Here is an 18,034-nt window from a genome sequence, read left to right on the forward strand (position 1 = left end):
GCGTGCAACACCGCCACGGGTCAGTCGCGGGTGAGCTTGCGGTACGTCGCGCGACCGGGCTTCGCGGCGTCGGCTCCGAGGCGCTCGATCTTGTTCTCCTCGTACGCCTCGAAGTTGCCCTCGAACCAGTACCAGTTCGGCGTGCCGTCCTCGTTCAGGCCCTCCCACGCGAGGATGTGCGTGGCGATGCGGTCGAGGAACCACCGGTCGTGGGTGATCACCACGGCGCAACCCGGGTACTCGAGCAGCGCGTTCTCGAGGCTGCCGAGCGTCTCGACGTCGAGGTCGTTCGTCGGCTCGTCGAGGAGCAGGAGGTTGCCGCCCTGCTTGAGCGTCAGCGCCAGGTTGAGACGGTTCCGCTCACCACCGGAGAGGACACCGGCCTTCTTCTGCTGGTCCGGGCCCTTGAAGCCGAACTGCGACACGTAGGCGCGTGACGGGATCTCGGTCTTGCCGACCTGGATGTAGTCCAGCCCGTCGGACACGACCTCCCACAGGTTCTTGTTCGGGTCGATGCCGCCGCGGCTCTGGTCGACGTAGGAGATGTCGACCGTCTCGCCGATCTTCAGCGTGCCGCCGTCGAGCGGCTCGAGGCCGACGATCGTCTTGAACAGCGTGGTCTTGCCGACACCGTTCGGGCCGATGACGCCCACGATGCCGTTGCGGGGCAACGTGAAGGAGAGGTCGTCGATGATGACGCGCTCGCCGAACTGCTTGTGCAGCTTCTCGGCGTCGATCACCTGCGAGCCGAGGCGCGGCCCGACCGGGATCACGATCTCCTCGAAGTCGAGCTTCCGTGTGCGCTCGGCCTCGGCGACCATCTCCTCGTAGCGGGCGAGACGAGCCTTCGACTTCGCCTGACGGCCCTTCTGGTTGCTCCGCACCCAGTCGAGCTCCGAGGAGAGCCGCTTCGCGAGCTTGGCGTCCTTCTTGCCCTGGACCTCCAGGCGGGCGCGCTTCTTCTCGAGGTACGTCGAGTAGTTGCCCTCGTACGGGTACAGGCGTCCGCGGTCGACCTCGGCGATCCACTGTGCGACGTGGTCGAGGAAGTACCGGTCGTGGGTGACCGCGAGGACGGCACCGTGGTACTGCTGCAGGTGCTGCTCGAGCCACAGCACGGACTCGGCGTCGAGGTGGTTGGTGGGCTCGTCGAGGAGCAGCAGGTCGGGCTTCTGCAGCAGGAGCTTGCAGAGGGCGACGCGACGCTTCTCACCGCCGGACAGGTGGGTGACCATCTCGTCCCCCGGGGGGCACTGGAGCGCGGCCATGGCCTGCTCGAGCTGCGAGTCGAGGTCCCACGCGTCGGCGGCGTCGATCTCCTCCTGCAGCGTGCCCATCTCCGCGAGGAGCGCGTCGAAGTCCGCGTCGGGCTCAGCCATGAGGGCGGAGATCTCGTTGAAGCGGACGACCTTGCCGTGGATCTCGCCGACGCCCTGCTGGACGTTCTCGAGGACGGTCTTGTCCTCGTCCAGCTCGGGCTCCTGCATGAGGATGCCGACGGTGAACCCGGGGGTCAGCTTCGCCTCGCCGTTGGACGGCTGGTCGAGACCCGCCATGATCTTCAGGATCGTCGACTTGCCCGCACCGTTCGGCCCGACGACGCCGATCTTCGCGCCGGGGAGGAACGACATCGTGACGTCGTCGAGGATCAGCTTGTCGCCGACCGACTTGCGGGCGCGGACCATCTGGTAGATGTACTCAGCCATATCGCGGTCAAGTGTAGTGACCCGAGCGGCGGAGCGCGCGGCGGGCGGGACCGGTACGCGGTGGTCGGGTCCGCCGGAACACGCACCGACCCGTTCGGGGGCTGACAGGCCGTGGTCGGCCGACGTACGGTACCTGCATCACTCGCCGACTGGACCCGAACCACCGGCTCGGCATCGACCAGGACCAGGACCTCATGGCGAACAATCGGATCCGTCGTCTCGTGCTGCCCCTCATCGGCGCACTCGCCCTCGGGACGGCGGTCGCCGTCCCCGCTGCCCCGGCATCGGCCGCGGTGGCCCCGAGCGGAGCGGCGTACGTGACCTACACGGCGAACATCAGCGCGAAGGGCTCGGGCACGGGCTACTCCTCGTACATCAACATCCACGATGCGCACAACAACGCCTTCTCGTTCGGCATCCAGTCCGACACCGGGGCGACCCAGAGCAAGGGCAAGCCGAAGTACATCTGGGAGCGGGTGCAGAACGGCAAGTTCACGTACGGCTACATGAGCGCCGCGTCGAACAACCTGACACCGGTCGGCCTGCGCTGGTTCAAGAACGACGTCGCCGCAGTGAGCGTGAACCACAAGACGCTCGCGTACATCTCGCTGAACCTCGACGGACGCCTCTTCTTCAACGCGGAGGCGAACGCCCGACTGAACGGCGACACCGTCCACTCGACCGTGCAGAACGTCAGCATCAAGATCAACGACGTCGCGGCCCGCTCGGGACTCAACGGGAAGTGGAACACCGGCTTCTCGTTCCACGGACTCAAGGCGCGGCAGACGAAGGCCGACTCACGCGGTCAGGGCGCGAGCTTCGCGATCGACGGCACGGTCTCGGGACTCCCACGCGGCGGCAACTGGGACACCGACCAGGTCTCCGGGATCGCCATGATCACCCAGAAGTGGGGCTGACCGCGGCCCTGCTGCGCCGTCCGTGACGACGGGCGTCGTACGCCGGAGCGTTCGACGCCCGTCGACGTCAGGCCGCGATCGGACCGGCGAGCGGGTCCGGACCGGACGGGTCGTCCGTGTCGGCGGGCTCGGGATCATCGACCCCGAGCCCGGTGGGAGCCACCGGGTCGCCGAGGATCGCCGCCGCGTGCCGGTCGGCGTCGGCGGCGTCGGGCAGCGACTCGTGGTCCGGAGCGCCGCCGTCGTCCGCTCCGAGCCCGTCGTCGACCTCACCCGTCTGCAGGTCCACCCGCGAGCTGTCCACGGGCGGAGCCGCGACCTCGTTCGCCTGGCGCGGGACACGGATCCAGTTGCTGATGCCCCAGGCCAGGTCGTGACCGATGCCCTCGGCGTCGACCTCGACCGAGGTGCCGCCGCGCCCGTCGCGCTCCCACGTGCGGATGCGCACCCGGCCGGTCACGACGATCCGGTCGCCCTTCTTCAGTGACTTGTGGACGTTCGCCGCCAGCGACCGGAAGGCCGTGACGGTGAACCAGTTGGTCGCGCCGTTCGTCCAGACGCCGGTGGCGCGGTCGAACCGGCGCGACGGTGAGGCCAGCCGGAGGCTCGTGATGGCGACGCCGGTGTCGGTGACCAGGTGCCGGGGTTCGGTGGCGACGATGCCGCAGATCGTGATCGTGTCGTTCATGGTCCGATCGTCGCGAGGCCCGGGCCGCGTCAGCGGCCCGGGCCTCGATCTGTGAGTCGTGGAGCGCTCAGCGCGACCTGTGCAGGAACGGTGATCCGTGCCTCCAGGCCGGATCAGCGTGTGGACCACGGCACCGCGGTGCCGGTGGTCCGCACCCTCAGTGCGCGCGGAACTCCGGACGGTCCGCGAGCGGACCCATCGCCGAGTGGACCGCGCTCTTGGCGAAGTCCAGCGACGGGAACACCGATCCGGTGCCGCGTCGCCCGAACAGCTCCACGTGGAAGCCGTCCGGCTCGCGGTGGATGCTGCCGACCGCGCCGGCCGGCCCCACCGCCACCCAGGTGCCTGCGTCACTCGTCGTCGAGTCACCCGTCGTGCTGTTCGTCATCGTGTTGTTCGTCATCGATCGACCACCTCCTCGTGGCCCCGACGCCCGTGGCTAGGACGCCAGGATGTACTGACTGTAGGCCTTGCGGACCTTGTTCACCTTCGGCAGCGCCACCGCGAGGCAGTAGCCCTGACCGGGGTTCTTCGCGAAGAAGTCCTGGTGGTACTCCTCCGCCCGGTGGAACGTCGTGAGCGGCTCGATGGTCGTCACGACACCGTCGTCCCAGATGTCCGAGGCGCGTTCGACCGCGCGCTCGAACAGCGCACGCTGTCCGTCATCCGCGGGGAACATCGCCGAGCGGTACTGCGTGCCGACGTCGGCCCCCTGGCGGTTCAGCTGGCGCGGGTCGTGCAGCGTGAAGAAGACGTCGAGCACCACGTCGGCCGGCAGCACCGACTCGTCGAAGGTGACCGCGACGGCCTCGGCGTGACCGGTCGTGCCCGTGCAGACGGCTTCGTAGGTCGGGTCGTCGGTCGTCCCTCCGACGTACCCGGACACGACGTCCTGCACGCCCTGGAGCGTGCGGTACACCGCATCGAGGCACCAGAAGCATCCACCAGCGAGCACGAAGGTCGTCATGCCGCCCACGCTACCGCGCACGACGTCCGGGCCCACTGGGAGTCGGGAGACACTCCTGCACAGCGAGCGGCCGGAGACGCAGGTCCACAGTTCCGGGCGCTCGCCCCGGCGTGTCGGTGGTCGCCCGTAGCGTCGTCCCCACGAACCACGGAGACATCGAACGCACCACAGGAGGACACCGTGCCGACCACGACCGTGCCGACCACGACCGAGCACACCGCGACCGAACCGGCCTTCCGGCTCCGCACGTCCTCCGTCGCCCGCAGCCGGGGCGACCTCCGGATCCTCGACGTGCGCGACGACCTCAGCCGCGTGACCCGGGCCAACGGCGAGATCGTCGGCTACGTGGACCGCGTGGACGTCGCCGGCGGGACCGCGTACCGCGCACGGCGCTACGTCGCCACCGAGCGGCGCTTCGTCGAGTTCCCCGACGTGTGGTCCGCCGACGACGCCGTGGACTGCCTGCGGTGGGGATGATGCGCTCCACGCGGCGCCCGTCCGGCGGAAGTGCGGATCGCCGGGTGACCTCCCCGACGTCACGCCGCACGGTCGGTACGGTTCGCGCATGAACTGGTGGAACGACCTGATGGACTGGACCGCGTCGGACGCGGGATGGCGGGTGCTGTCGGGCGCCATCATCCCCTTCGTCGCCATCGTGGTGGCCGGTGTCGTCGCCGCGCTCATCGGCCGCGGCGCGACCAAGCGGGTCGTCGCCCTGCAGGAGCGCGAGGCGAAGAACGCCGCCGTCGCGGCCATCATCTCCGCGGCACGGAAGGCCGCGACGTGGGGGTCGCTCGGGCACGACGAGCGCGCCTACGCCGACCACCTGGCCGAGGACGCGGACGTCCGGCTGCGGCTCCTGCCCGTGAGCGGTTCGCCGATGGCCGCGAACTGGGCGCAGCACGAGATCGCCGACATCAAGAAGAACTCGTCGACCTTCTCGTTCCAGGCGGAGCAGTCCCTCGCGGAGTTCCGCGACCGCCTCCTCGAGTGGCAGGCCCGGCCGAACCGGGCGCGCAAGCTCTTCAAGAGTGACCTCGAGCGGTGGAAGTTCGAGTCCCCGGACCCGGACGCTGAACTCGTGAAGCGGCAGCAGGACTGGAACGCCGACCAGGCTTCGGCTCGACAGTCCGACGCCCAGACGCCGTCCACGACGTCGCTGCGGCCCGCGCCCCGGTCGGGAGCCAGCGCCGCCCCGGCCCCGTCGGCTGCCGGCGCGCCGGGTGCCACGGCGGCGACCACGCCGCTCGGCGACGGCCTGACCCGTCCCTACGGTGACGGACTGGCCCGCCCCGACGGCGACAGCCCGTCGGCACAGGCACCGATCCGGCCGACGCTCGGCTCCCCGGCCTCCCGCCCGGCCTCCGCACCGGCCGCTTCCGCACCGGCCGCTTCCGCACCGGCGACGTCAGCACCGGCGCCCGGCGCATCGGCGGGTCCCGCGCGGGCGGTGTCCGCGCACCCGGTCGCCCAGCGCCGCACCGACGACGACGAGACCGACGTCGTGGACGACGCCGCACGACCCGGCACGCAGGACCGCGAGGTGCCGCCGCCCGTGGCTCGACCGACCGCTGCCGACGCACATGTCAACCGTCCCGCTGCCACGGTCTCGGTGCCGAGCACGAAGTCGGTCCCCACGCGGGTCGACGGCGCTGCCGCCGAGCCGGCCGACGCACACGAGACCGACGAAGCGCCCTACACGCAACCGATCAGCGCGAACGAGATCCGCCGCCGCGCGTCCGACGACGACGAGTGACCCGCGCGGGCACCAGACCCGCACCCGCACCCGCACCGGCACCGGCACCGGCGCCGGACCCGCACGGACACCAGACGCGCACCGCCACCGGACCCGCACCGCCACCAGACGCGAGAAGGCCGCCACCCTGAGGGGTGGCGGCCTTCGCCGTCGGTGCCCCCGGCAGGAATCGAACCCGCGACACGGAGGGTAGAAACCACCTGCTCTATCCACTGAGCTACGGAGGCGGACGGCGACGATTCTAGACCGCGGGCCGTGCCAGGCGCTCGACGAACACGTCGACCTCCCGCTGCGAGCGGAGGTGCACGATGCGCAGGTGCGGCGCGGACCGTCCGAGCGGCGGCACCCGCTCCCGGAGGGTGTTGCGGGTCGAGATCCCCCAACGCAGGATGTGCTCGCGGTCGGTGAAGAACGTCCACAGCGACGGTTCGACGTTCCCGTTCCAGAGCTCGAGACGGCGCAGGCGTCGCCGGAGGGTCCGTCGCAGCAGCCGCCAGAGCGCCACCCGGGTCGGCAGGTCCACCCACACGAGCGTGTCAGCGCGCTCCACGAGCAGTTCGCGCACCGGGGCGTACATCCACTCCGTCACCCAGGCCGGCTCGCTCGTGAAGCGATCGACGTCGTCGACGAAGGTCGCCCGTGGTTCCCAGTCCGGCCCGTGGAACAGCGCGTCGATCTCGGTGTGCGGCACGCCGAGCACGTCCGCGATCCGACGGCCGGTGGTCGTCTTCCCGACACCGGACACCCCGGCGACGAGGATCCGGCGCGGCCGGGGGTCGAGGGCGTCGTCGGCAGTGAACACCGCACGACCCTAGCCCCGACGGCGGGCGGCGACCAGCCACGGCGTCGGCAGCCATCGACCGCGACCCCGGGGCAGCCGTGGCTTCCTGTGCGCTTCCACTGGTGGCCCCCTCGTGTTCGCCTCCGCGACACCGACCCTCCGTAGCGTCCGGCGCATGAGCTCCATCGGCCGCGTCCTCGCCGTCGTGCCCGCGCGCGCCGGCTCGAAGGGCGTCCCCGGCAAGAACCTCCGTCAGGTGGGCGGGCGGAGCCTCGTGGCGCGGTCGGTCGACGCCGCGGTGGCGACGCCCTCGATCGACACGGTCGTGGTCTCCACCGACGGACCCGACATCGCCGACGAGGCCCGAGCCGCGGGCGCCCGGGTGCTGCACCGACCGGCGGACCTCGCCGGGGACACGGCTTCGAGCGAGTCGGCGCTGCTGCACGTGCTGGACGTCCTCGAGCAGATCCACGACGAGGTACCCGAGGTCCTCGTGTTCCTGCAGGCGACCTCGCCGTTCACCGACCCCGCCGACCTCGACGCGGCGGTGCACCGCGTACGCAGCGGCGCCGCGGACGTCGTGTTCGCCGCGGCGCCGTCGCACGCCTTCCTCTGGCGCGTGGACGCCGACGGGCGGGCCCGCGCCGTGAACCACGACGCTGCGGTGCGCCCGCGTCGGCAGGACCGCGCCCCGGAGTTCCGCGAGACGGGGTCCTTCTACGTCCTCCGCGTCGACGGGTTCCGGGAGCACGGGCACCGGTTCTTCGGCCGGACCGAACTCGCCGTCGTGGACGCCGCCACCGCCGTGGACGTCGACGACGAGACCGACCTCACCGTGGCCCAGGCACTCGCCACCGCGCTCGTCCCCGTACCGAACGGAGCACCATGACCGTCACCATCGGCTCGTCCACGATCGGCGCCGGCCACCCGGCGTACCTGATCGGGGAGATCGGCCTGAACCACAACGGCGACGTCGACATCGCGAAGCGCCTCGTCGACGTCGCGGCCGACGCCGGACTCCAGGCCGTGAAGTTCCAGAAGCGCACGCCGGAGATCTCCACGCCGGAGCACATGAAGAACACCCCGCGCAGCACGCCGTGGGGCGACATGACGTACCTCGAGTACCGCTACCGGGTCGAGTTCGACCGCGAGCAGTACATCGAGATCGGCGACCACGCCACGCTCCGCGGGCTCGACTGGTTCGCCTCCCCCTGGGACGTGCCCTCCGTGCACTTCCTCGAGGACCTCGGCGTCGTGGCGTACAAGATCGCCTCGGCGTCCGTGACCGACCTCGAGCTGCTCGAAGCCGTCGCCGCGACGGGCAAGCCCGTGATCCTGTCGACCGGCATGTCCACGCTGGAGCAGATCGACCGCGCGGTCGCGACGCTCGGGACCGCGCGGCTCGTCCTCATGCACGCGACGTCGACGTACCCACTCCCGGCGGAGGAGGCGAACCTCCGCATGATCGACACCCTCGCGAACCGGTACGCGGGCGTCCCCGTCGGGTACTCCGGCCACGAGCCCGGACTGCAGATCTCGATCGCCGCGGTCGCCCTGGGCGCCACCGCGGTGGAGCGGCACATCACGCTCGACCGCACCATGTGGGGCTCCGACCACGCGGCCTCGCTCGAGCCGCACGGGCTCGCGACGCTCGCCCGTGACGTGCGGATCATCGAGACCGCGCTCGGCGACGGCATCAAGCGGGTGTTCCCGGGCGAGGAGGCACCGCTCGCCAAGCTCCGTCGGGTGGTCGTGTGAGGGACGTCGCGGACTCCCCGAGGGTCGGCCTGGAGGCACGACCCACCTCCGCCGTGCCGACCCGCCGCCGCCGCGTGGTCGGTCTGGTCGACACCGACTCCTTCGCGAAGTGGGGCGCCCACCTGCTGGCCGCCGCCCCGGCACACTGGGACCTCGAACTGCTGACCGTGCGGACCCCCCGGACCGCGAGCAGGGCACAGCTCCGCTCGGCCTTCCGGGGCCTCGACGCGCGTCTGGCGCACCTCGCCTCGCTGCCGCCGGAGCCGACCGACGTCGACGTGGTCGTGCGCCGTCTCCGCGAGGATCCGCCGGACGCCGTGCTCGTCGGGCTCATCGGCCCGGTCGCGGAGCTCGTGGTCGACCAGGTGCACCGGCACGTCCGCGACCGACCGGTCCTCGTGACCGGACTCCCGGGCATCTCCTACCCGGCGAAGTGGAAGGGCGTGTTCCTCCGGGCGCGCGCCGACCTGTTCGTCCTGCACAGCCACCGCGAGGTCCGTGCCTACGAGGACCTCGCCCGCACCGGCGGCCTCGAACCCGCGTTCGCACTCGCCACGCTGCCGTTCGCCCGGCCGGCGCACACCCGCGGCACCCGGTCGGGCGGAGCGACACCGGTGCGGGACTCGGTCGTGTTCGCGGCGCAACCGAGCGTGCCGAGCGACCGGGCCGAGCGGCAGCGGATCGTGCACTGGCTCGCTGCGACGGCGATCGCCCACCCCGAGTGGCGGGTCGTCGTCAAGATCCGGGCGACGACGGGCGAACAGCAGACCCACCGCGAGGAGCACCCCTACGCGGAGCTCGTCCCCGCGGACGCCCCGGCGAACCTCGTGGTCGAGTCGGGACCGATGGCCGAGCACCTCGCCCGTGCGGTGGCCCTCGTCACGGTGAGCTCGACGGCCGTCCTCGAGGCCGTGGCCGCCGGCGTCCCAGCACTGACGCTGACCGACTTCGGTGTCGGCCCGCAGCTCATCAACGAGGTCTTCGAGGGCAGCGGCTTGCCGGGGGACGCCTCCGACCTCATCGCGGGGCGCTTCCGCACGGTCCGCCCCGAGTGGCTCCGCGACAACCACTTCCACCCGTCGTCGGACGACGACTGGGCGGTGCGCGCCGATGACCTCATGCTGCAGCGGGACGCCGGCAGACTGGTCGACCGGCCGGCCGCGCGGCGCAGCCGGGGCGGGGCACTGCGCCGGGCCTGGGAGCGCAAGAACGCGCTCGGCCGCGACGACCGATCGGTCCTCGGCAGCGTCGCACTCGTCGTGGGGACGCCCGTCCGCCGGACGAAGCTGGTCGCGCGGAAGGTGATCCGTGCCTCCAGGCCGGGTTCACCCGTCGGCGGGCGGGAGGGCCTTCGCGACCGCGACCAGCAGCTGGTCGCGCGTCGGTACGCCCGGTGAGCGGAACACCTCGGCCCCGTCGTCGCCACGCACGATGATCGTGGGCGTCGACCGGATGCCGAGGCGCTCCGCGTGGTCGAGATGCGCCGCGACGTCCCGTTCGGACACGGTCAGGTGCGGCACGAGCGCCGCCGCCTCGGCGGCGACGCGCCGGGCCGCGGCACAGGGCGCGCAGAAGGCCGAGGTCCAGAGGTCGAGTCGCACGGCGGGGACAACGCGGCGCGGTGTCGGTCTACTCCCGGTCGAACTCGCCGGAACGGTCGCCACGGTCCTGGAGGTCGTCGACCGGGTCGGAGTCGGACGGGTCGTAGGTGTACTCGCCGGAAGTCTGGTCGAGCACCTGGCGCGACTTGGTGAGGCGGTAGGCGAAGGCCGTCTGGAGGCCCTCGACGTCGGCGTAGACGGTGATCTCGTCGTCCAGCGCACCACCCGTGGCGGTGCGGGTGTCGGTCGTGCCGTCGAAGGGGCCGCCGTGGAAGATCGCGGTGTACTCGTCACCCTCGGAGATCGTGATGTCACTCATGCATCCCTTGTACCAGGGCACACCTGTTGACTGATCCATAGCAGGGCTATATAGTTTTGCTATGGAAACATCCCGCGAGCAGACGGTCGAGACGCTCCTCGTCTCCGTGAACCGCCTGATCCGCACCGCCGTCCGGTCCACCGGCAACACGACCTCCCCCGCGGTCTGGCGCACGCTCGGCATCCTCGAGACCGACCAGCCGCTCCGCCTCGGCGAGCTCGCCGAGGCATCCCGGGTCGCACAGCCCACGATGACGCGCCTCGTGGCCGGCATGCTCGACGACGGCCTGGTCTCACGCACCGTGGACCCCGATGACTCGCGGGGCCAGCTCATCACGATCACGGACGCCGGGCGCGACCGCCTCGTCGCCTGGCGCGCCACCCTCACACGGACGGTCGGGCCGCTCTTCGCCGACCTCACCGACGACGAGTGGGACGCACTGCACGAAGCAGCCGCCATCATCGCCGCCCGCAGCGCCACCACCACACGAACGGAGATCACCGCGTGAACGCCCACGCACCCGCCGCCTCCGGCAGCATCCTCAAGCAGTCCTCCGCGGTCTGGGCCATCGCCTTCGCCTGTGTCGTCGCCTTCATGGGCATCGGGCTCGTCGACCCGATCCTCCCCGCGATCGCGTCGTCCCTGCAGGCCACGGCCGCACAGACCGAGCTGCTCTTCACCAGCTACCTCGCCGTCACGGGCGTCGCGATGTTCTTCACCAGCTGGGTGTCGAGCCGGATCGGTCCGAAGAACACCCTGCTCATCGGCCTCGCGCTGATCGTGGTGTTCTCGGTGCTCGCCGCCACGTCGAACAGCGTGTGGAGCATCATCGACTTCCGCGCCGGCTGGGGCCTCGGCAACGCGCTCTTCATCTCGACCGCCCTCGCGACCATCGTCGGGGCGGCGTCCGGCGGCACCGCGTCCGCGATCATCCTGTACGAGGCGGCGCTCGGCCTCGGCATCGCGATCGGACCGCTCGTCGGCGGTCTGCTCGGCAACGTGAGCTGGCGTGGGCCGTTCTTCGGCGTGACCACGCTCATGGCGATCGCGTTCATCGCCATCGTGACGCTGCTGAAGACGTCCGGCATCGAGAAGCCGACGCCGACGAAGCTCTCCGCACCGTTCCGCGCACTCGGCCGCCCGGCGCTCGCGGCCCTCGCCGTCACCGCGCTGTTCTACAACATCGGCTTCTTCGTGCTGCTCGCCTACACGCCCTTCCCGCTCGGCTTCGGCGCGATCGGCATCGGGTTCACGTTCTTCGGCTGGGGCGTCGGGCTGGCGATCACCTCGGTCTGGGTCGCGCCGATGCTCACCGCACGACTCCGCCGCACGACGGTGCTCAAGATCGCGCTGCCGCTGCTCGCGCTCGACCTGTTCGCCGCGGCCGTGGTCGTGTCGTCGCAGGTCGGCCTGATCATCTGCGTCATCATCGGCGGCCTCGTGCTCGGCGTGCTCAACACCGTCCTCACCGAGTGCGTCATGGAGGCGACGGACCTCCCCCGCTCGGTGGCCTCCAGCGCGTACTCCGCGGTGCGGTTCATCGGTGGCGCGATCGCGCCGCCCGTGGCGACCCTGCTGGCGGACGCCATCGCGCCGAGCGCCGCGTACGTGTTCGCCGGGGTGTCGGTCGCGATCGCGTTCGTGGTCGTCGCCGCCACCACGCGGGTGCTGCGCCGGGTCGACGACGGCCCGGAGCCGGTCCGCGTCGAGGCCGAGGCCGTCACCGCGGGCGAGATGGCCTGACACACCACCCACTCCACCCGGACGGCCCCGCCACCACCCGTGGCGGGGCCGTCCGGGCACGGGAATAGGATCGACGACATGGCAACTGCGAACGACCGCCTCGTCTGGATCGACTGCGAGATGACGGGTCTCGACCTCGCGGTCGACGAACTCGTCGAGGTGGCCGTCGTCATCACCGACTTCGACCTCGTGCCGGTGCACCCCGGCTTCGACATCGTGATCAAGCCGGACCAGTCCGCGCTCGACAACATGAACGAGTTCGTCACGAACATGCACACGACCTCGGGGCTCATCGACGAGATCCCGGACGGCGTGAGCCTTGCCGACGCCGAGTACCAGGTGCTCGAGTACATCCTCGCCCACGTGCCGGGCGAGGGCACCGCTCCCCTGGCGGGCAACACCATCGGCACCGACCGGGCGTTCCTCGCCAAGTACATGCCTCGGGTCGACAACCACCTGCACTACCGGAGCGTCGACGTGTCGAGCATCAAGGAGCTGTGCCGACGGTGGTTCCCACGCGTGTACTTCAACGCGCCGGAGAAGCACGGCGGCCACCGAGCTCTCGCCGACATCCTCGAGTCGATCCGCGAGCTCGAGTACTACCGCCGCGCCGGCTTCGTCGCCGACCCCGGCCCCTCGACCGACGACGTCCGTGCCGTCCAGGCCGAGGTCGTCGCGAAGTGGGAGCCGCGGCTCGCCCAGCCCGCCGAGTGACGACACACGTGGTCGGAGTCCGGCCGCGCATGTACTACTATTGAGTGGTCGCGCCGGTCACCCGGCTCGGACATGGTGGATATAGCTCAGTTGGTAGAGCGCCTGGTTGTGGTCTAGGAGGTCGCGGGTTCGAGACCCGTTATTCACCCCACGATGAAGAGCCCCGGTCGGTCGGCCGGGGCTCTTCGCATGCCGCACGGCAGGTCACGAACGCGATGTGACACGATCGACTCGTGATGGAGATGTCCCCCGACGACTTCGAGCAGCTCGTCTCCGATGAGCTCGACCGGCTGCCGGACGACATGCTCGACGGCCTCGACAACGTCGCCTTCGTCGTCGAGGACGCCCCCGAGGACGGCTCCGACCTGTTCGGCGTGTACGACGGCGTCGCCGCGACCGAGCGCGGTCAGTACGGGTTCGGCGAGCTCCCGGACCGGATCGTGGTGTTCCGCACGGCGCACCTCGCGGAGTGCGACACCGAGGACGAACTGCGCGACGAGGTGCACACGACCCTCGTGCACGAGATCGGGCACTACTACGGCATCGACGACGAGCGCCTGCACGAGCTCGGCTGGGCCTGACTCGATTCGCGACACCACGCACGCAGGGACGACGGTCTCGCGTCGGCGGCGAGCATCCGCGGATCAGGTCCGGATGACCACGTCGGCCAGGGACGCCGGGTCCTCGGCCGCGATGAACGCCTGCTCCTGGGCAGCCCACCGGTCCCACTCGCGGGCGAAGACCTCGCCGTCGCGGCCGATCGCCCGGCGCCACCGTTCGTCGTCGTCCGCCTCCAGCCACACCCGCAGGGTCGCCAGCGGCGCCGAGGCTCGTGACAGGGCGCCGCACCCCTCGACGACGACCGGCAGGCCAGGATCGACCGCCGTCCAACCGGCGGGTGCCGAGGCGTCCCAGTCCCATCGACGGTGTCCCGACGCCGGACCGAGCACGTCGGTGACGACGGCGTCCGCGGCGGCACGGAGGCCGTCCCACCCCGGGTAGACGTCGTCGAGGTGCACGAGCTGGGCGTCGAGTTCCTCGGCGAGCGCCTCCCCGAGCGTGGTCTTGCCCGTCCCCGACCGCCCGTCGAGCAGCACGACGACGCGAGCAGAGGCCGGCGCCGCAGCCTGCGTCCGTGCCCGAGCCCGCGTCCGCGCTGCGAGGGACGCGGCCAGCGCACCGACCGAGACGAGCCCACCGGCGCCACCGATCCCACCAGCACGTCCGCCCCGCGCGACCCCATCTCCCCGCGCGACCCCGTCGCCCCGCGCAGCCCCGTCGCCCCGCGCAGCCCCGTCGCCCCGCGCAGCCCCGTCGCCCCGCGCAGCCCCGTCGCCCCGCGCAGCCCCGTCACCGGGGGCGACCGCAGCCGCCGTGGCGGCCCGATCACCGACGCGGGTCGACGCTGCCCGAGCGACCCGCGCCTCCAGGCCGTCGCCGTCAGGCACGCCACGTCCCCGCCGCGATCGCGACCGCGGTGGCGACCACGCCGATCCCGACGAGCACCGCGACCATCGCCCACTCCGGACCCGCGAAGCGGGCCTGGCGCGCCCACGTGCGGCGTCCGGGCGCCCCGAACCCGCGGGACTCCATGGCGACCGCGAGGGTGGTCCCCCGCCGGAGCGCGAGGACGAGCAGCGCGAACGCCATCGACGCCGCTCGGCGGATGCGTCCGGTGTCGGCGAGGCCCCGTGCCCGGCGGGCCATGGCGAGCTGCCGCCAGTCGTCGCCGAGCAGCGTGATCATCCGCACGGCCGCGAGTGCTCCGAGCACGAACCGCGCGGGCAGCCGGAGCACCTGCGCGAGGCCGTCCGCGAGGTCGGTGGGGTCGGCTCGGATGAACAGCACGACGCCGGGCAGTCCGATCGCGAGCACCCGGAGCGCGGTCGCGAGCGCGAGCGTCAGGGAGCCGTCGGTGACGTGCGCGAAGCCGAGGTCGAACCACTCCCGTCCGGAGGGTCGGCCGTACAGCGCGATGCTGAGCGCCGTGAGCGGGACCGCGAGGAGCACGGGCGACGTCCGGAGCAGCAGCGTGCGCGGTGGGATGCGGAGGAGCGGCAGCAACGCGAGCTCCAGTGCGAGGGCGACGGCCGCGGACACGACGTCGAGGCTCAGGACGAGGAACACGCCGAGGCCGAGGACCCCCAGGAGCGAAGCGACGGGCTGGACGCCGCGGATCCCGCGGGCAGCGGGAGGCGGCAGGGGCCGGCCGGGAGGCACGGGTCGCGTCCGGTGTGCGGGCGCGGTCGACGGGGCGGTCACCGCGGGACCCCCGGTGGCGTCGCTGCCGTCGCGTCGTCGGACCGCGCGGCCGAGATCCTGGTCACGCCGTCGGCGGCGAGCACCACCTCGTCGGCGTCGAGCGCCCGGACGAGGTCGCGGTCGTGGGTCACGGCGACGATCGCGGTACCCGCGTCGGCGAGCGCACCGAGGTGCTGCACGACGGACTCCCACGTGGCGCGGTCCTGACCGGACGTCGGCTCGTCGAGGACGACGACCGGCGGACGGCTCGCGACGACCGCGGCGATCGCGAGCCGCCGTTGCTCGCCGCCGGACAGGGTGAACGGGTTCGCGTCCGCGAGGTGGGCGAGGCCGAACGCGTCGAGCAGCTCGGCGACCCGTTCGTCGACGCCGTCCTGGTCGAGGGCTCGTGGGCCGGCGGCGAGTTCCTCGCGGACGGTCCGTGCGACGAACTGGTGCTCGGGGTCCTGGAACACCGTGCCGATCCGCGCCGCGAGGGCCCGGCTCGACCACGCGTGCGGGGCGGTGCCGGCGCCGGCGTCCCCGGCGAGCTCGGGTGCGGCCGTCAGCGTGCCGTCCGTGGGACGGAGGAGTCCGGCGAGCGTCAGGCCGAGCGTCGACTTGCCGATGCCGTTCGGCCCCGTGACGGCGACGACGTTCCCGGACCGCACCGCGAGGTCGATGCCCCTCCCGACGGGCTGTCGCCGGCCGCGCGCCGTCCCGAGGCGTGCGGCGCGGAGGAGTTCCGTCGCGGTTCCGGGACGGTCGTGCCGGGCGCTCCCCCGGCCGGGCTCCGCACCGGGCACCCACACGCCGGCAGCGGTCAGCGCGGCTCCGTGCGTCGCGAGCACCGTGTCGGGAGCCCCGTCCGCGACCACCCCACCGCCCGGTTCGAGCAGCACGAGCCGGTCGACGAGGTCGAGCCAGGTGCCGATCCGGTGCTCGACGACCAGGAGGGTCGCCCCGGTGGCGTCGAGCAGGGAACGGACGGCGGCGTGGACCTGCTCGACGCCGGACGGGTCGAGGTTGGCGCAGGGTTCGTCGAGCACGAGGGCGCCGGGCTGCATGGCGAGCACCCCGGCGAGCGCGAGTCGCTGCCGCTGCCCGCCGGAGAGCTGCGCGGTGGAGCGGTCGAGCGGCAGGTCGAGGCCGACGACCTCGAGGGCGGCCCGGACCCGCTCCCATGTCTCCGCGCGCGGGACGCCGGCGTTCTCGCACCCGAACGCCACGTCGTCTCCGATGCGCGACATGACCGTGTGCGCCTCGGGGTCCTGCATGACGAGGCCGACCCGACCGCGGGCCTCGCGGGGGTCGACGTCGTCGACGAGCAGCGTGCCCTCCACCTCGGCCGCAGTGTCGTCGGTCGCGTCGGGCTCGTCCGGGAGCACCGCGGCGACGGCTCGGAGGAGCGTGGACTTCCCGGCGCCGGACGGTCCGACGACCGCGACGCGCTCGCCGGGCTCGACGACGAGGTCGACGCCGCGGACCGCCCACTCGGCACGCTCGGGGTACCGCCAGCCCCAGCCCGCGAACGCGACCCGGGCGCCGCTGGTCACCGGTCGGCGCGCCGGTTGTGCTCGCGTCCGGCGGCGAAGGACGACAGCACACCGGTGCGGGCGAGTGCCCGGACCAGGAACCACGAGCCGACCCCGGCGATCACCGCGCCGGAGATCACCGCACAGACGATGTAGACGACCTTGAACCCGAGCGCGTAGCCGGGGTACCAGAGGATCGAGTCGTTGATGCCGAGGGCGAGGCCGGCGGCGGCTCCGGCGAGCGCGACGACCGGCAGGCGGTACACGCGGTACAGGAACAGTGCCAGGACCAGTTCGGCGCCGAGGCCCTGCACGAGACCGGCCTCGAGCGTGCCCCAGCCCCACTGGGTGCCGAAGAGGGCCTCGACGGACGCGGCGACGATCTCGCCGTAGAGCGCGGCGCCGGGCTTCCGGACGACGATGGCGACGACGGGCCCGGCGAGCAGCCAGACACCGCCGAACAGCGCCTGGGTGCCCGGGAGCACGAGCTTCATCGCCGCACTGAGCGGCTCGTAGGGGAACTCCCAGACCTTGAAGACGACGCCGAGCGCGACGGCGAGGACGCTCGCCACGACGATGTCGACGACGCGCCAGCGCAGCGAGCGCCTGGGGGTCGGGACCGTCTGGCCGGTGGACGGAACGGTGGACTGGATGCGCGAAGGCATGGTGGTGACTCCTCCCTGCGCCGGCATGATCCGGATCAGGTTCGACGGTCGGAGCGCCGTTCGCTCCCTCTCAGCCCGGTGACCGGACTCCCGTGTGTGTGCCAGCAGTGTACTGCGCGCTGCGCTCGGGTTGCGCGTGAGACGGCCTGGAGGCACGTGGCGGGCCCGCCACGTGCCTCCAGGCCGTCGTCCGCTACTTCTTGAGGACCCGCACCAGCTTGCGGAGGACCGTGCCGGTCACCCAGATCACCGGGATGCTCACGGCGAGCAGCGAGATGAGGTTCGGCTCGAACTCGAGGTCCTTGCCGGGACGGCGCACGTAGGCGCCGACCGGGATCGAGGTGCCGCCACCGCCACCGCCGCCGCCGTTCTCGTCGTCCCCGCCGCCGCCGAAGCCGAACCAGGCGATGGAGACCGGGATGAGCGTCTGGTCGCCCACCTCGACGGGCTCCCCGTAGTTGGTGCTGACCCCGACGGGGCGCACCTTGTCTGCGATCTGACTCACGATGTTGGCCATGCGCGCGAGGCTACTCGGCGCTCCCTCCACAGGCGGGCGAGCACGGGGTGTTCATCCACCGCTGGGGCTTGTCTGCGGACGTGGAGGGGTGGCGCCGATATGTTGGCGCCACCCACACCTGGAGGA

General features: G+C 72.0%; 22 protein-coding genes, 2 tRNA genes and 1 riboswitch. Of the genes, 11 read left to right on the forward strand and 13 right to left on the reverse strand.

All coding sequences use genetic code 11. The features are described 5' to 3' along the window. Positions 1-20 precede the first annotated feature (20 nt). Positions 21-1,706 (reverse strand): energy-dependent translational throttle protein EttA, encoded by a 1,686-nt coding sequence (ettA, locus tag ACIPYW_RS00830; RefSeq protein WP_290132409.1) that lies wholly within the window; start codon positions 1,704-1,706, stop codon positions 21-23. A gap of 194 nt (positions 1,707-1,900) precedes the next feature. Here ettA and ACIPYW_RS00835 point away from each other — a divergent pair, with 194 nt between their 5' ends. Then, complete coding sequence (locus ACIPYW_RS00835) at positions 1,901-2,623, forward strand: hypothetical protein (protein WP_400409947.1); 723 nt, start codon at positions 1,901-1,903, stop codon at positions 2,621-2,623. 67 nt (positions 2,624-2,690) lie between these two features. Here the strand turns inward: ACIPYW_RS00835 and ACIPYW_RS00840 are convergent, their stop codons facing one another. From ACIPYW_RS00840 to msrA, 3 genes are all read right to left on the reverse strand, one after another. Beyond that, positions 2,691-3,311 (reverse strand): single-stranded DNA-binding protein, encoded by a 621-nt coding sequence (locus ACIPYW_RS00840; RefSeq protein WP_400409949.1) that lies wholly within the window; start codon positions 3,309-3,311, stop codon positions 2,691-2,693. Between the two features lie 157 nt (positions 3,312-3,468). Beyond that, the gene (locus ACIPYW_RS00845) at positions 3,469-3,714 is read right to left on the reverse strand and encodes a methyltransferase (protein ID WP_400409951.1); all 246 of its coding nucleotides are present in this window, start codon (positions 3,712-3,714) and stop codon (positions 3,469-3,471) included. 36 nt (positions 3,715-3,750) lie between these two features. Then, entirely contained in the window at positions 3,751-4,278 is a 528-nt protein-coding gene (gene msrA, locus ACIPYW_RS00850) for a peptide-methionine (S)-S-oxide reductase MsrA (RefSeq protein ID WP_400409953.1), read from the reverse strand. 180 nt (positions 4,279-4,458) lie between these two features. Here msrA and ACIPYW_RS00855 point away from each other — a divergent pair, with 180 nt between their 5' ends. After that, on the forward strand, positions 4,459-4,755 hold the full coding sequence (locus ACIPYW_RS00855; RefSeq protein WP_400409954.1) for a hypothetical protein: 297 nt from the start codon (positions 4,459-4,461) through the stop codon (positions 4,753-4,755). A gap of 88 nt (positions 4,756-4,843) precedes the next feature. Further along, the gene (locus ACIPYW_RS00860; RefSeq protein WP_400409956.1) at positions 4,844-6,034 is read left to right on the forward strand and encodes a hypothetical protein; all 1,191 of its coding nucleotides are present in this window, start codon (positions 4,844-4,846) and stop codon (positions 6,032-6,034) included. Between the two features lie 154 nt (positions 6,035-6,188). On the opposite strand, the gene ACIPYW_RS00865 is transcribed toward ACIPYW_RS00860, so the two are convergent. After that, positions 6,189-6,261 (reverse strand) — tRNA-Arg (locus ACIPYW_RS00865). 14 nt (positions 6,262-6,275) lie between these two features. After that, complete coding sequence (locus ACIPYW_RS00870) at positions 6,276-6,836, reverse strand: AAA family ATPase (RefSeq protein WP_400409958.1); 561 nt, start codon at positions 6,834-6,836, stop codon at positions 6,276-6,278. 154 nt (positions 6,837-6,990) lie between these two features. Between ACIPYW_RS00870 and ACIPYW_RS00875 the strand changes: the two genes are divergently transcribed. Genes ACIPYW_RS00875 through ACIPYW_RS00885 form a run of 3 tightly spaced genes read left to right on the forward strand, consistent with a single transcriptional unit; the run spans position 6,991 to position 9,970 of the window. Continuing rightward, entirely contained in the window at positions 6,991-7,704 is a 714-nt protein-coding gene (locus ACIPYW_RS00875) for a cytidylyltransferase domain-containing protein (protein ID WP_400409959.1), read from the forward strand. Next, a complete protein-coding gene (locus tag ACIPYW_RS00880) occupies positions 7,701-8,573 on the forward strand; it encodes an N-acetylneuraminate synthase family protein (RefSeq protein ID WP_400409961.1) in 873 nt (290 codons plus the stop codon). The genes ACIPYW_RS00875 and ACIPYW_RS00880 overlap by 4 nt, the downstream gene beginning before the upstream one ends. Further along, positions 8,570-9,970, forward strand: coding sequence for a DUF6716 putative glycosyltransferase (locus ACIPYW_RS00885; RefSeq protein ID WP_400409963.1), 1,401 nt, complete (start codon positions 8,570-8,572; stop codon positions 9,968-9,970). Before ACIPYW_RS00880 ends, ACIPYW_RS00885 begins: the two co-directional genes overlap by 4 nt. Here the strand turns inward: ACIPYW_RS00885 and ACIPYW_RS00890 are convergent. Continuing rightward, the gene (locus ACIPYW_RS00890) at positions 9,899-10,174 is read right to left on the reverse strand and encodes a thioredoxin domain-containing protein (RefSeq protein ID WP_400409965.1); all 276 of its coding nucleotides are present in this window, start codon (positions 10,172-10,174) and stop codon (positions 9,899-9,901) included. The two genes, ACIPYW_RS00885 and ACIPYW_RS00890, sit on opposite strands and share 72 nt — an antisense overlap. A gap of 28 nt (positions 10,175-10,202) precedes the next feature. Then, the gene (locus ACIPYW_RS00895; RefSeq protein WP_290132420.1) at positions 10,203-10,493 is read right to left on the reverse strand and encodes an oligoribonuclease; all 291 of its coding nucleotides are present in this window, start codon (positions 10,491-10,493) and stop codon (positions 10,203-10,205) included. A gap of 61 nt (positions 10,494-10,554) precedes the next feature. On the opposite strand from ACIPYW_RS00895, the gene ACIPYW_RS00900 reads away from it, so the two are divergent. The 5 genes from ACIPYW_RS00900 (at position 10,555) to ACIPYW_RS00920 (ending at position 13,531) form a co-directional block, all read left to right on the forward strand. After that, positions 10,555-11,001, forward strand: coding sequence for a MarR family winged helix-turn-helix transcriptional regulator (locus ACIPYW_RS00900; protein ID WP_290132421.1), 447 nt, complete (start codon positions 10,555-10,557; stop codon positions 10,999-11,001). Beyond that, a complete protein-coding gene (locus ACIPYW_RS00905) occupies positions 10,998-12,236 on the forward strand; it encodes an MFS transporter (protein WP_400409967.1) in 1,239 nt (412 codons plus the stop codon). Before ACIPYW_RS00900 ends, ACIPYW_RS00905 begins: the two co-directional genes overlap by 4 nt. A 78-nt stretch (positions 12,237-12,314) precedes the next feature. Beyond that, positions 12,315-12,950: an oligoribonuclease gene (gene orn, locus ACIPYW_RS00910; protein WP_400409969.1), complete on the forward strand. Its 636-nt coding sequence runs from the start codon at positions 12,315-12,317 to the stop codon at positions 12,948-12,950. Positions 12,951-13,025: 75 nt separating this feature from the next. Continuing rightward, a tRNA-His gene (locus tag ACIPYW_RS00915) sits at positions 13,026-13,101 on the forward strand. Positions 13,102-13,186: 85 nt separating this feature from the next. Beyond that, a complete protein-coding gene (locus ACIPYW_RS00920) occupies positions 13,187-13,531 on the forward strand; it encodes a metallopeptidase family protein (RefSeq protein WP_290132424.1) in 345 nt (114 codons plus the stop codon). 63 nt (positions 13,532-13,594) lie between these two features. On the opposite strand, the gene ACIPYW_RS00925 is transcribed toward ACIPYW_RS00920, so the two are convergent. From ACIPYW_RS00925 to ACIPYW_RS00945, 5 genes are all read right to left on the reverse strand, one after another. Beyond that, the gene (locus ACIPYW_RS00925) at positions 13,595-14,398 is read right to left on the reverse strand and encodes a hypothetical protein (RefSeq protein ID WP_400409970.1); all 804 of its coding nucleotides are present in this window, start codon (positions 14,396-14,398) and stop codon (positions 13,595-13,597) included. Next, on the reverse strand, positions 14,391-15,212 hold the full coding sequence (locus tag ACIPYW_RS00930) for an energy-coupling factor transporter transmembrane component T family protein (protein WP_400409971.1): 822 nt from the start codon (positions 15,210-15,212) through the stop codon (positions 14,391-14,393). Before ACIPYW_RS00930 ends, ACIPYW_RS00925 begins: the two co-directional genes overlap by 8 nt. Next, on the reverse strand, positions 15,209-16,747 hold the full coding sequence (locus tag ACIPYW_RS00935) for an ABC transporter ATP-binding protein (protein WP_400409972.1): 1,539 nt from the start codon (positions 16,745-16,747) through the stop codon (positions 15,209-15,211). The genes ACIPYW_RS00930 and ACIPYW_RS00935 overlap by 4 nt, the downstream gene beginning before the upstream one ends. Beyond that, positions 16,744-17,391 (reverse strand): ECF transporter S component, encoded by a 648-nt coding sequence (locus tag ACIPYW_RS00940; RefSeq protein ID WP_400409974.1) that lies wholly within the window; start codon positions 17,389-17,391, stop codon positions 16,744-16,746. Before ACIPYW_RS00940 ends, ACIPYW_RS00935 begins: the two co-directional genes overlap by 4 nt. Then, positions 17,386-17,495: riboswitch (TPP riboswitch) on the reverse strand. Its footprint overlaps the gene before it by 6 nt. Positions 17,496-17,584: 89 nt before the next feature. Beyond that, positions 17,585-17,908, reverse strand: coding sequence for a hypothetical protein (locus ACIPYW_RS00945; RefSeq protein WP_400409975.1), 324 nt, complete (start codon positions 17,906-17,908; stop codon positions 17,585-17,587). Positions 17,909-18,034 lie beyond the last annotated feature (126 nt).

Source organism: Curtobacterium sp. NPDC089689 (assembly GCF_044749145.1).
Lineage (GTDB): Bacteria > Actinomycetota > Actinomycetes > Actinomycetales > Microbacteriaceae > Curtobacterium.

Bases quoted from the DNA above. Each gene is read 5' to 3' on its own strand.
- ettA (WP_290132409.1), bottom strand. From the start codon at position 1,706: ATGGCTGAGTACATCTACCAGATGGTCCGCGCCCGCAAGTCGGTCGGC.
- ACIPYW_RS00835 (WP_400409947.1), top strand. From the start codon at position 1,901: ATGGCGAACAATCGGATCCGTCGTCTCGTGCTGCCCCTCATCGGCGCA.
- ACIPYW_RS00840 (WP_400409949.1), bottom strand. From the start codon at position 3,311: ATGAACGACACGATCACGATCTGCGGCATCGTCGCCACCGAACCCCGG.
- ACIPYW_RS00845 (WP_400409951.1), bottom strand. From the start codon at position 3,714: ATGACGAACAACACGATGACGAACAGCACGACGGGTGACTCGACGACG.
- msrA (WP_400409953.1), bottom strand. From the start codon at position 4,278: ATGACGACCTTCGTGCTCGCTGGTGGATGCTTCTGGTGCCTCGATGCG.
- ACIPYW_RS00860 (WP_400409956.1), top strand. From the start codon at position 4,844: ATGAACTGGTGGAACGACCTGATGGACTGGACCGCGTCGGACGCGGGA.
- ACIPYW_RS00875 (WP_400409959.1), top strand. From the start codon at position 6,991: ATGAGCTCCATCGGCCGCGTCCTCGCCGTCGTGCCCGCGCGCGCCGGC.
- ACIPYW_RS00880 (WP_400409961.1), top strand. From the start codon at position 7,701: ATGACCGTCACCATCGGCTCGTCCACGATCGGCGCCGGCCACCCGGCG.
- ACIPYW_RS00895 (WP_290132420.1), bottom strand. From the start codon at position 10,493: ATGAGTGACATCACGATCTCCGAGGGTGACGAGTACACCGCGATCTTC.
- ACIPYW_RS00900 (WP_290132421.1), top strand. From the start codon at position 10,555: ATGGAAACATCCCGCGAGCAGACGGTCGAGACGCTCCTCGTCTCCGTG.
- orn (WP_400409969.1), top strand. From the start codon at position 12,315: ATGGCAACTGCGAACGACCGCCTCGTCTGGATCGACTGCGAGATGACG.
- ACIPYW_RS00920 (WP_290132424.1), top strand. From the start codon at position 13,187: ATGGAGATGTCCCCCGACGACTTCGAGCAGCTCGTCTCCGATGAGCTC.
- ACIPYW_RS00940 (WP_400409974.1), bottom strand. From the start codon at position 17,391: ATGCCTTCGCGCATCCAGTCCACCGTTCCGTCCACCGGCCAGACGGTC.
- ACIPYW_RS00945 (WP_400409975.1), bottom strand. From the start codon at position 17,908: ATGGCCAACATCGTGAGTCAGATCGCAGACAAGGTGCGCCCCGTCGGG.